Origin of the sequence: Streptococcus sp. k-628 (assembly GCF_013277475.1) — a bacterium.
In the GTDB taxonomy this organism is placed as follows: domain Bacteria; phylum Bacillota; class Bacilli; order Lactobacillales; family Streptococcaceae; genus Streptococcus.
Map to the genome: position 1 here is coordinate 1 of NZ_VMMZ01000072.1, position 11496 is coordinate 11496.

At 44.6% G+C, this 11496-nt stretch carries 6 protein-coding genes; 1 reads left to right on the top strand and 5 read right to left on the bottom strand.

Going from position 1 to position 11496, the window contains the following annotated elements; all coding sequences use genetic code 11:
• From HT730_RS08560 to HT730_RS08580, 5 genes are all read right to left on the bottom strand, one after another.
• Nucleotides 1–2051: YSIRK-type signal peptide-containing protein (locus HT730_RS08560; protein WP_173307339.1), on the bottom strand; the 2051-nt coding region annotated here is incomplete at its 3' end.
• Between the two features lie 225 nt (nt 2052–2276).
• Nucleotides 2277–4157, bottom strand: a complete 1881-nt coding sequence (locus HT730_RS08565) for a beta-N-acetylhexosaminidase (protein WP_173307340.1) — start codon at nt 4155–4157, stop codon at nt 2277–2279.
• On the bottom strand, nt 4151–5020 hold the full coding sequence (locus HT730_RS08570; protein WP_173307344.1) for an ROK family protein: 870 nt from the start codon (nt 5018–5020) through the stop codon (nt 4151–4153). Before HT730_RS08570 ends, HT730_RS08565 begins: the two co-directional genes overlap by 7 nt.
• Nucleotides 5021–5103: 83 nt before the next feature.
• Nucleotides 5104–7749 carry an alpha-mannosidase gene (locus HT730_RS08575; protein WP_173307341.1) on the bottom strand — a complete coding sequence of 882 codons (2646 nt, stop codon included), beginning with the start codon at nt 7747–7749 and terminating at the stop codon, nt 5104–5106.
• A 98-nt stretch (nt 7750–7847) separates the two neighbouring features.
• Entirely contained in the window at nt 7848–9128 is a 1281-nt protein-coding gene (locus HT730_RS08580; RefSeq protein ID WP_173307342.1) for a glycoside hydrolase family 125 protein, read from the bottom strand.
• 170 nt (nt 9129–9298) lie between these two features.
• Here HT730_RS08580 and HT730_RS08585 point away from each other — a divergent pair, with 170 nt between their 5' ends.
• On the top strand, nt 9299–11395 hold the full coding sequence (locus tag HT730_RS08585; RefSeq protein WP_173307343.1) for a GH92 family glycosyl hydrolase: 2097 nt from the start codon (nt 9299–9301) through the stop codon (nt 11393–11395).
• Nucleotides 11396–11496: the final 101 nt, after the last annotated feature.

Genomic DNA, 11496 nt, shown 5'->3' on the forward strand with positions numbered 1-11496 from the left:
GGGACTGGTGCACTTGGTGCTTGCGTTTTCAAGTCATCTCTGGCCTCAATAGCAGCCTCTAAAGCTGTAAGATAATCTGTTCTGCTTTTTAAATCTCCCGAGTCCAACAACCCTTTTATTTCGTCTAATTTTTCTTGATAATTTCGAGTAGTTCCTGGGGTTTTCCTATTCTCATCACTATTTTGTTGCTTCAACAGTCTGTCATAAGCCTGTTGCAATAATGACTTCGCTATGTGTTTAGTATCCTGAGTTATACTAAACTCTAATCCAGCGATAGGTAGAGCATAGTGCTTCCACGGAACTTGGTATCCCATACCCAAATGAGTATTATCCGCAGAACTGATACGCACAGTATATTCAGTGTATCCGACAGGAATCTCAATATCTTTACTTGTAAACGTACCTGTCCTTCCGTTGGGACTGTAGCGCCTATCAGCTAGTTTCTTGTTTAGAGTGTCTGGAGTTGTGGAACCTCTAGGAGTATCAAAACGTTGAGAATTTCCATCTCTGGCCGCAATCACTTGCATATTAGCATCTTTTTTACCCACTGAAGGATCAAAAGTAACACTATAAAGACTGGTAAAGTTGCTATTCTTGGTAGTTCTACCCAACACCTCAACCTTATACTTAGCTTTATGACCATCTATATCTCCTGTATATCCAGTCTTGAACGAAACCTTTGTAGTTGATCCAGTAGTAGGCGAATAAGCTTTAAATGTTTTTTCTATTCCATTGTAGCCTTTTAATCCTCTAGCAATTGTTAATGGTTCACCAATTTCTCTATACTTTGTTTCGTCAAATACTGCTTGATCTTTCGTTTTTTCAGTTCTTACTTCTGATAAAAGCAAGACATGCTCATTTCCACGATCCACAACAGACTCTAGAGTCCATGTTCTATTGGTATACTCGTGTAATTTTACGGTATTCACTGTCTCAATCGGAAAGACACCGTCACTTGTTTTTCTTGCAACAGCAAACTTCCCCCGTCCTTCTGAATCTCTTACAGCCTTCCACCCTCCGAACTCATCTAATTCTTTTACTGTACCCGGATCTATACCCTTGGTTGCCGCAACCTGATCTATATCTGCAAGTTTTGTTTCATTAGTTATCGTCGTTGGAAGAGTTTTTAAGGCTTTAACCAACTCCTCTAAACTCGCATCAGCGCTCGGTGCAGTATAAGTTTGATTCGCAGCTGGATCACTATCTGTTGTTGCCCCATCCGTTCGGAATGGATTATTTCTATCTAGGGCTTGTCTATTACGTGGATCATGTTGTCCTGAGTTTGCGATAGAGTTGCTTCCTGTAGCTTTCTCAGTATTGCTTGCTTTCTTACCGACAGTCGCTTTTCCTTCTGTGGTATCTAGTTTAGGACTTTCCACTTGCGCTTTAGGCTTACTACGTAAACCGCTGCTCGCTGTCATAAAGAGTCTTCTATAAGCTTTTGTCAACTCCTCTTGACTTGTGGCTGTTGTTAGGGCAAGTTTTGCTAATTCTAAATGTTCTTTAAGGGTTGCGACACTTTCATCTGTCTTAGTCGCATAGCTACCTGAGGCTAATTTAGCATCAATTTCTGCTACGTAATCTTCCAGCTGTTTTTTATCCAAGTCAGATGTAGCTTTTTCTTCTGCTTCTTCTGTTGCTGAAGCAGTAGATGATACTACTGGCGCTGGAGTGGCAGTAGTAGATGTTTCTTCTTTCTCTTTTGAAACAGTAGGTGATTCGACTGATGGTGCGCTTGCATCAGTAGATGTTGGAGTAGTTGTTTCTTCTTGATCTTTCGGAGCAGTAGTCTCACTGCTACCAGAATTTCCATCCAACTGACTGACTACTGGAGTCGCCCCGTAGGTTCCATTCTGGACATCTGGGTCTTTCAGTGGTGAGCCTTGTCTTCCCTCATTAGTTGGGGTTACACCTTGCTCTGTGGCAGACACTGTCCCATTTCCTGGAAACATGAACAAGGCTGCTACTGCAACACTAGCAGCTCCAAAACTAACCTTACGAATCGAAAACCGCAAGCGTTTTTCTCTATCTTCATTACCTTTATAAAACATATATCATTTTGCTCCTTTTCCGATAATTATCGGTTAATATATAATGGAAGGACAAATAAAAAGCCCCCCCTAAAATATTTATGCATATTTTAGACTGGCATAATTCATTATACTCTTTTTTATTTTATAAATCAAATGTTATGAACTAAGCTTGATATGATGCATCTTATCCAATTCTTCTGTTTCACGCGAAACACCCTGCGCCAAGCAAGGTGTTCTTGTTTTTTATGTCGTATAAATCGTTGAAGCTGTCGCAATGGTATGCCATTGGTTGGCTGTTGTGGCTGCGAAGCCCTTGTCTGCGTAGAAGTCGTTAAATGGCAGAATTTCCACTTCCAGCTCATCGATGCGGTCAAGCTGACCAGCCAGATAAGCCTCGATACGGCTTTCTGCTCGTTTGATGCGTTGCAAGAGTCCGCCCATACGGATGTCAACTGTATCCAAACCAAAGACCTTGTTTTCTTTCAGCCATTGGTGGCTAAAGAGGGCATGGAAGTGTTCGATCGCGCTTCTGAGTTCTGGTAATTCTTGTCTGGCGATTTCTTGCAGACTTTCTTTATCATCCGCTTGATAGGCCTGACGAATACGTCGTCCCACATCGACTTTGCTACTTAAAATAGCATTCAACTGGGCCTGAGTTTCAAAGAGGTAGGCATAGTTGCCAGCTTTTTCTTTAATGTTAGCAAGGGTCTCAGCAGCCTGAGCGAAGTGCGGTTTGTCCTGTTCAGGTTTCATGTGTCGGTCAAGGATCGGACAGAGAACATCCTGATAAAAGACATAGCGGTTGGGATTGATCCCGCTGAGATTACCTGGTAGGTCTGGCAAGAGGTTAGCAAGGTCAATCTGCATAAAATCTTCAACCGATAGGCCTGTATTGGTCTGGAAATGAGCAGACAGTCGGTCTAGGTCATTGCGATAGCTGAGTTCTGCCCAGATTTGCAGACTTGGTAGGATAGAAAACTGGGCTGTTTCCCCACCATTGTCTCCCCAACCAGTCACTATGACTTCTTTGATGTCATTGGCACGACAGGCTTTATTTGCCTCAATAGCCACTAGACGGCTGAAATGGTTGTGAGGCGTAAAACCGATCCATTTCCAAGCACCACCTGCAAAGGCAAGGTCATGGCTAATCTTGTGATGGTTGCGGAAATTACGGTTGTATTTTTCCTCGCTATCCTGATAATAATCCCAGTAAACCAAGGTCACACGATCTTTGAGACGGTCTAGGTAGACACGAGTTTCCTCTGGGATTTCCACGTCGCGGTCGTACTGGCCATCTGCTGACATGAGCTTGAAGAACATATCGCTCCACATCTGGCAGTGGAAACCATACTTATCAGCAATATCCAGCACGCGCTCCAAGTGTTGGCACATAAGGAGACTACGATCCACAACACCGTTTAAGATGAGATAGCGTCCCAAACCAACCAAGTGGGCTTCGTCCATCCCGATATTGACCTTGCGAGTCTTCAGTTTAGATAGAGTAGCAAACATGCCGTCAATCAGGTCATAAATCTTTTCTTCGCCAATGAGAAGAATATCCTCCACATCACGGAGCTCCTGGACTTCTTTGACACCCCATTTGACGAAGGCTGACAAGTGAGCCAAGGTCTGGATACATGGCACAAAGGTCATGTCAAACTGCTGGGCATAGGCTTCGATTTCCTGCAACTCCTCAGCCGAATAAGCTCCACGGAAATAGCCAAAGTAAGGCTGTCCTTCAATCTGGTAGGTATCTTCCATGTAGAGCTCAAAGGTTGAGTAGCCCATGAGAGCTAAGACCTCAATCATCTGCTTGGCAGAAGCCACATTCAGCACCGCATTTCGAGAACAGTCTGCCATGTAGGCCAACTCTTCATAAGCTGCCTGCTCCTCAATCTCTACTTTATCACCTTCTGCTAGAGCTGTTACCAACAAGGACAAGGCACGATAAAGTTGGTGGGGTTTGCGGTAGGTCAATTGATAGTGACCACCCTCACCCTTGATAGAGATAGAGACTTGGTCAGACTGAGCAACTGCCACCTCAATATCTGACAGAGAAATGTGCTTTATCAGCAAGTCGATTGCCTGAGTTTGTTTGGAACTAAGTCCTGTAAATCTTACCATTGGTTTTCCTCCTGTAGCCAGTTGACAAGGGCACCGTAGAGATTGGCATCTGCATGATAGGTGCAGGCTTGGATAACGGGTGCGACCGTGTATTCTTCGTAGGTATCGACAAAGTCTTCAACAGCTTCCTTGACACCTTGGATAAAATCTGGATTTTGACTGATAGAGCCTCCCAGACTGATGACATCTGGATCGATGAGATACTGGATATTGAGCAAGCCTTGCGCCAAATTGCGGTTCATGCTCTCAATGGCTTCTTGACAAAGAGCATTCCCAGCTGCGGCTTCTTGGTAAATCTTGCGGCCGTCCCAGTCAATCTGACCAGATTTTTCAATCACGTAGCGTACCATATTCCCAGTTGATGCTAGTTGCGACCAGTTGTTGAGCTTTTCAGCAGGGGCAAGGGTGGTCATATAGCCAAATTCTCCACCCAGACCGTGGCGACCTCGGTGCAGTCTGCTATTGATAATCATAGCTCCGCCAATCCCTGTCCCAATCACGACACAGGCTGCATTTTCAAGTTCTGGATGAGCCAGTAATTCACTGAGTCCAACGCAGTTGGCATCATTTTCCAGATGGACAGGAATCTGATAAGAGCTAAGCGCCTCATACCAAGAAAATCCGTGGATATAAGGGACAGCACTGAAGCCATCAATCACACCTGTCTCTTGATTGACTGCACCTGGAACGCTCATAGCAATCCCACTGTAATCCTGCTCTGACAAGCGCTGGTCTAACCAAGCTAGTAAATCCTCCAAGTTTTCTGGTGTTGGGATACTTGTCTTATTCAGTATTTTCCCATCAGGAGTCAGACTAGCAAACTTAATCCCAGTCCCTCCGATATCAATCGTTGCAATGGTCATTGTTTTTACCATAAAAAGGGGCGAATCAGCAGTTAGTTCTTATCTTTTCGCCCCTCCTTTCTTTTTAGGTTTACTTTTTGAAATTAAATTTCTTCTTTTTTAATCAATTCTGTACGAATCTCTTGTGGAGCCAATAGTCTTGAATGAACTGAATATGGTCGCTCAAGTAAGTCAAGTAAGAGATGTTGACTTTCCGGTATACATACATTTTCACTACACATATTGTAGTAACGAAGAACATAGCCTTCTTCATTTTCAGCTACCTTAAAGGCTGTTGGACAGATTTGCGGTATGTTGAGAACAGAATGGCTCAAGAGGCTACCAGTCGTAGCCACGCTTCCTTCTTGTTTAGCAAGCTGAAGGCTGGTAAATGGTGTCTGCAAGGCTTTGGCGCGACGATAGGCTGAGAAGCGTTCTTGGGCTTGGTGGCATTCAAGTGCAAACTCGACTTCAAACTCACGCAAGCATTGTGCTTCTGGTGTTGGGAAGTAACCCCAGTCACCTAGCTCACCTGACGCACGCAGAATAGTCACTGCAATGGTGTCGTCTCCAAGGATTTCGTATTCATTCAATCCCTTGTTGGATACAGTCACACCTTTTTCATCATCATACAGACTAACAAAGGCTTGTTGGTGTTGAGGATTTTCAGGATTTTCCCATGAAGCTGCTGGTTTGTTTGGTCGTGTCACCACCTCATAAATGCTTTCAGAATCGTTGCTTGGACGCGTGTTGTGAGTCTTGACCAAGAGACGGATACGATGGTCTTTGGCAGTATTGGTAAAGCGAGTCTTGCAACGGATTTGTGGATTGTCAACGAAGACAGTCAACTCAGTTTCCAGAGGAATGTTTGTCAATTCTTCTGAACGTCCAGCTTCACGCTTCATAAACTCGATGATACCTTTTTGCTCTTCTTCTAGCTTTTCATCCGCACTGACAGGCACGGTCAATTCATGTTTGAGCAAAATCTTAGCGTAGCGAGCTGTGTTTTCCAAAACTTCGTAGCCCTTAAGCTCTGCATAGATTGGCTCTGTTCCTTTTGGTTGGAAATAGATATACTCGTTTCCGATGTCACCACGGTCTTCAAAGCGGATAAAATCTTCATAGGCTTCGTGAGTTGTCTTGTCATAAACTGTGATAGTGTCATCCACACTCACCGTTACAAATGGCGTATCAATCACTCCGTTTTGGTAAATACCGTCGCGGTGTTCTTGCTCTCCTTCCAGCAATTGGAAGGTTGTCCAAGAAAGTGGCGCTAGGTGAACTGGAAGGGTCACGCGCACTTGTCGAGCAATACGAGCTTGGCGGAACTTATCTTTTGGTAAATCGTACTCAAAATTAGCTCCGAGGTCTTCGATTTTAGCCTCTACAGGACGCCCATCCAAATCCTCCACACGGTAGCTTGGCAAGGTAAGAGCAGCCATTTTCTTGTAACCTTCTGTTGGGTGCAATTCCTTGAAATCACAAATCGCAACATCAATCACTGTACTGACAGTATCGACCTTATCATGCAAACCTGTGTTAATGACAGTAAAGAGATAATCACTTTGAGCCTTAGACGTAGCGATTTTACCCTTCCATTCGTTAAGAAGATTGCTCTTAACAAAGTTTCCGACTTGATTGACCTTGGCAAAACGTGTCTCCATCTCACGGTGAACTTCGTCCACGCTACAGCCACAGATACTATCATGTGGCGCATTCTGCAAAAGTGTTTTCCAAGCATAGGTCAACTGGTCCTTGTGGTTGTGGCCCCCAGTGATAATAGTCAAGGGTTCTACAACTTGCTCTAGGAGGTTGCTATTTTCTTGGAAGGCTTGTTTGAGATAAATACGAGATGAAGAAGTATTGGCAAGTGTGTACCAGCCGTCTGTTTCCTGACTGGTCAACTCGCCTGTCACCGTTGATAAGTGTTCAGGAAGCGCACCTTCCACAGCTTGGACATATTCATCAAAGGAACTGTGAACAAAGGTTACATCTGGGAAGAGTTCATTTGCCACACGAATGGCTTCGCTCAGATTTTTCTGTACAGGCTGGTGATCACAGCCGTTCATCATCAACCACTGGTTGGTCGAAGCGTAGGCACGCACATCTGACAATTTTTGTTTCCAGAAGGTCAAGGCCTCATCTTTATCAACTGGGATTTCATTCCCATTACTGTACCAGTTGGCAAAGAGAATTCCGAGGACACGACTTCCGTCCGCACCCTGCCAGTACATTTCCGAAAACTGGGATGTAAACTGCTCATCTTCGAGGACTTGGTTGTCAAATCCAATCGGCTTCACACCACGCCCAAAAGCGGCAACGTGAATCCCTGATTTTTGAAGGATTTGAGGCGCTTGTCCCATATTTCCAAAGGTATCTGGGAAGTAACCAATCTGGGTTGATTTACCCCATTTTGCACATTCTGCTTGACCAATCAAGGTATTGCGAACGTTGGCTTCACTTGAAATCAAATAATCATCCTGCAAGATGTAAAATGGACCAATCTTCAATTTTCCTTCGTCAATGTAGCGTTGAACTTTGTCGCGATTTTCAGGACGAATCTCCAAGTAGTCATCAAGGACAATGGTTTGTCCATCCAAGTGGAAACTCTTGAATTCAGGATCATTTTCAAAAAGATCAAAAAGATTGTCAAACAATTCCACCAACTGCATACGGTGGCTTTCAAAAGGCAAGTACCACTCACGGTCCCAGTGACTATGTGAGATAATATGTACGACAACATTTTCCATGAAGTAAAACCTCATTCTAAATTTAAATTTTTATTGTTAACGTTTTAAATGTAAATTTGTGATTCTTTCCAAGAATCAGTTGCGCTAAAGCGCGCTCCTTAGCGGATATCCAAGTAATCCAAGACCAACTCACAGAACATCATGTTGGCCCAAGAGAACCATTCACGAGAGTAGAGAGTTGGGTCATCCACGTGGAAGCTTTCGTGCATAACACCTGTACCACCATCGCAAGCAACCAGCTGATCCAGCAAGAATTTCTTCTCTGCCTTATCTCTTGTTGTCAAGCCTTGGATAGACAGAGCGATTGGCCAGATATAGCGATAGAAGGTATGAGAACTTCCAAGACCGCTAGCGTATTCTCCTTGGTAGAAGTAGGGATTTTCAGGGCTCAGAATGGTACGACGAGTGGCTTGATAGACTTCGTCGTCAATATCGCAGTAGCCCAGATAAGGTGCAGCCAACAAACTTGGTACGTTTGGATCATCCATGATGCTGGCATTTCCTAGACCATCCACTTCAAAGGCATAAATCTTTTCGCCCTTGCTATTGCTTGTGTAGGCGTAATTTTCAATTCCTTCTTGGATTTCAGCCTGAAGACGCTTAGCGTCTGTGATAACACTCTGGCTATCAGCTAGATTCAATTCTGCAAAGATCTCTTGCACATAACCTAAGACTACTACAGCAAACATATTTGACGGAATCAAGTAGCTATATTGACAACAATCATCACTTGGACGAAAGGCTGACCAGGTCATTCCTGTCACGGCAAAGTCAGGTCCAAAGCCATCATTTACCAAGGTGTCTTCCTTGCGGTCCGTATCTCGGACAAAACGATAAGGAGAGTTCTTGTGGTCTTGTTCCACCGTCCAAAGATGGAGAATTTCCTTAGTCGCTGCGACAAAAGTCTCATCAAACTGACTAGTCTCGCCAGTCTCTTTCCAGATGAGATAAGCCAACTGCAAAGGATAGCAAAGCGAGTCTACCTCGTACTTACGTTCCCAAATCCAACCATTAAGGTCGGTATGGTCTGTCTCGTGGTGCCCCTTCCAGTTTTCCTCAATGTTAAAGGAATTGGCATAAGGATCCTTGAGTACCAAGGTCATCTGACGTTTGACTAAACCTGCAATGGTCTGACGCAGGAGGGCATCTCTTTTAGCCACATGCAGGTAGGGTCTGAGTTGGGCTGTCGAATCCCGAAGCCACATAGCAGGAATATCCCCAGTCAAGACAAAAGTTGAACCATCTTCTAGAATTTCAACCGTATTGTCCAAGGTGTCGGTGTAGCAACGCTCGAAAACATCCACCCACTCTGGATGGTCCTTAGCCCGCTCTGCAACTTCATCTAGCCATTCTCTAACAATTTCTTTTGAATAAATCATCGTGCAGTATCCTCTTTCAAACAAGTTTCATTTTCAGTATATAGCTTTTAAGGCAGAAAATACATACACAAATGATAGTCATTTTTCTACAAAATAGTTATCTTTGAAACTCCTTTTCTAAAGGCTCCATTTTTCTGATATAATGTAGAAAAACAGCTAAAGGAAAGACTATGAAACCACTACTTGAAACCATCGATACCCGCTTTGGAACTGCCAGCAAGCATGCCTTTTCTCGGGGAAATACCCTGCCATACACAGGCATGCCTTTTGGGATGAATTACTTTGTACCCCAGACCAGTGATCAGGATGGATCTTGGTTTTTTGATCCGCATCTGCCTATCTTTCAGGGGATTCGACTAACCCACCAGCCCAGTCCTTGGATTGGCGACTACTCTTGGCTCCTTCTGACACCTATCACAGGCCAACTGGGTGGAGACAGCCTCTTCCATCGTCAGTCTTCCTATGATATGGATAAGGCCTCTTTCCAACCTCATTATCTGAAAATTTTCTCCCTGCGCTATCAGATTGAAACCCAGCTCACACCGACTTGCTACGGCGCTTCTATTCGTTTGGAGCAAAAGCAAGGCAAAGCCCTCTCCCTCTATCTTCACGCAGCAGATGAACTGACCGTAGAGCAAGTAGATGAGCGGACTCTTACCCTGCGACAAGAAGGAAAAACTGAGACCAACAAAAATCCACTAACGATGTTCACTGCCCTGCAAATGAATACGGATATCCTTGCTGTCAGTCAAGAAGGTGGAGACTGGCAAATTGACTTAGCAAGTAGTCAAACCGAGATTCAGCTAGCGACTTCTTTCATCTCTCCTTCTCAAACACTGCTTAATCTACCCCAAGAGGATTTTGATAGCTGTAAAGCAAGTACCCAAGCGGACTGGGAAAATCTCCTCCATCGTTTTGACGTTATAGAGACAGGAGAGGCTGATCGAGCCTTCTTTGACCACTGCCTCTACAGACTCTTCCTATTTCCTCAAACTTTTTATGAGATTGATGAATCAGGGCAAGCCACCCACATGGATCTGGCCACTGGCACTGTCAAGCCCGGTGTTCTCTTCATCAACAATGGTTTCTGGGATACCTTCCGCACCACCTTCCCCCTCTTTGCCCTTGTCATACCAGAGTATTATCGTCTCTTTTTAGAAGGTTTTCTCAATAGCTACTGCGATACTGGTTTCCTTCCAAAATGGCTGGCTCCAGATGAACGGGGTATGATGCCTGGTACACTTTTAGACGGTATTATCGCAGATAGCGCCTGCAAGGACATGGCTCCTGACCTAGAAGAAGAACTCCTTCAAGCCATGATTGAAACAGCCACCAAGTCCGACCCTCTAGGCATCAATGGCCGCCACGGACTAGCCCAATACCAAGAACTAGGCTACCTCTCTACCGACCACCACGAAAGCGTCAGCCACACCCTAGACTATGCCTATAGTGACTTTTGTATCGCCAGCTGTGCCAAAAAACTTGGTCAGAATGACATCGCGGAAATCTATAGGACTGCTTCACAAAATTACCGCCATCTATTTGATGCTGAGACAGGTTACATGCGAGCGCGAGACAATCAAGGAAACTTCCGTCCTGACTTCTCTCCCTATAGTTGGGGACGAGACTACGCTGAATGCTCTGCCATCCAAGCGACTTTAGGCGTCCTCCAAGACATCCCAGACTTAATCCAACTTATGGGTGGAAAAGAAGCCTTTAGCAACTATCTTTTGAAAGCCTGTCAAGATGCTCCCCTCTTTGAGACAACAGGCTATGGTTACGAAATTCACGAAATGAGCGAAATGGCTACTGCTCCTTTTGGACAAATAGCCATTTCCAACCAGCCGAGCTTCCACATTCCTTATCTATTCCGCTACAGTGATTACCCTGACTACACTGCCCTTCTCATCAAGACTCTCCGTCAGAAAGCTTTTCACCCAAGCTGGCAAGCCTATCCTGGCGATGAGGATAACGGTAGTCTCTCGGCCTGGTACATCTGGTCGGCCCTCGGATTTTATCCGACCTGTCCAGGCAAACCAAGCTATGATCTCGGAATCCCTCTCTTTAATCACCTCCGTATCTACCTTGCCAAAGAAGATAAATGGCTAGATATTCATACTGAGCAAAACCACAGCCACTTCAACTTTGTCAAAGAATGCCGACTGGACAAAAACCTAGTATCAACTATTCAACACCAAGACCTCCTAAAAGCTGAACAGTTAACCTTTACACTTAGCTGGTTGCCAAGTCAGCCGTCCACTTCCTGAAATGCAAAAATCTCCTAGCAGACTTTCCTGCTAGGAGATTTTCTTATGAGAGGTACTTGTTTAATACTCAATGAAAATCAAAGAGCAAACTAGGAAGCTAG

Bases quoted from the DNA above. Each gene is read 5' to 3' on its own strand.
- HT730_RS08575 (WP_173307341.1), bottom strand. From the start codon at position 7,749: ATGGAAAATGTTGTCGTACATATTATCTCACATAGTCACTGGGACCGT.
- HT730_RS08585 (WP_173307343.1), top strand. From the start codon at position 9,299: ATGAAACCACTACTTGAAACCATCGATACCCGCTTTGGAACTGCCAGC.
- HT730_RS08580 (WP_173307342.1), bottom strand. From the start codon at position 9,128: ATGATTTATTCAAAAGAAATTGTTAGAGAATGGCTAGATGAAGTTGCA.
- HT730_RS08570 (WP_173307344.1), bottom strand. From the start codon at position 5,020: ATGACCATTGCAACGATTGATATCGGAGGGACTGGGATTAAGTTTGCT.
- HT730_RS08565 (WP_173307340.1), bottom strand. From the start codon at position 4,157: ATGGTAAGATTTACAGGACTTAGTTCCAAACAAACTCAGGCAATCGAC.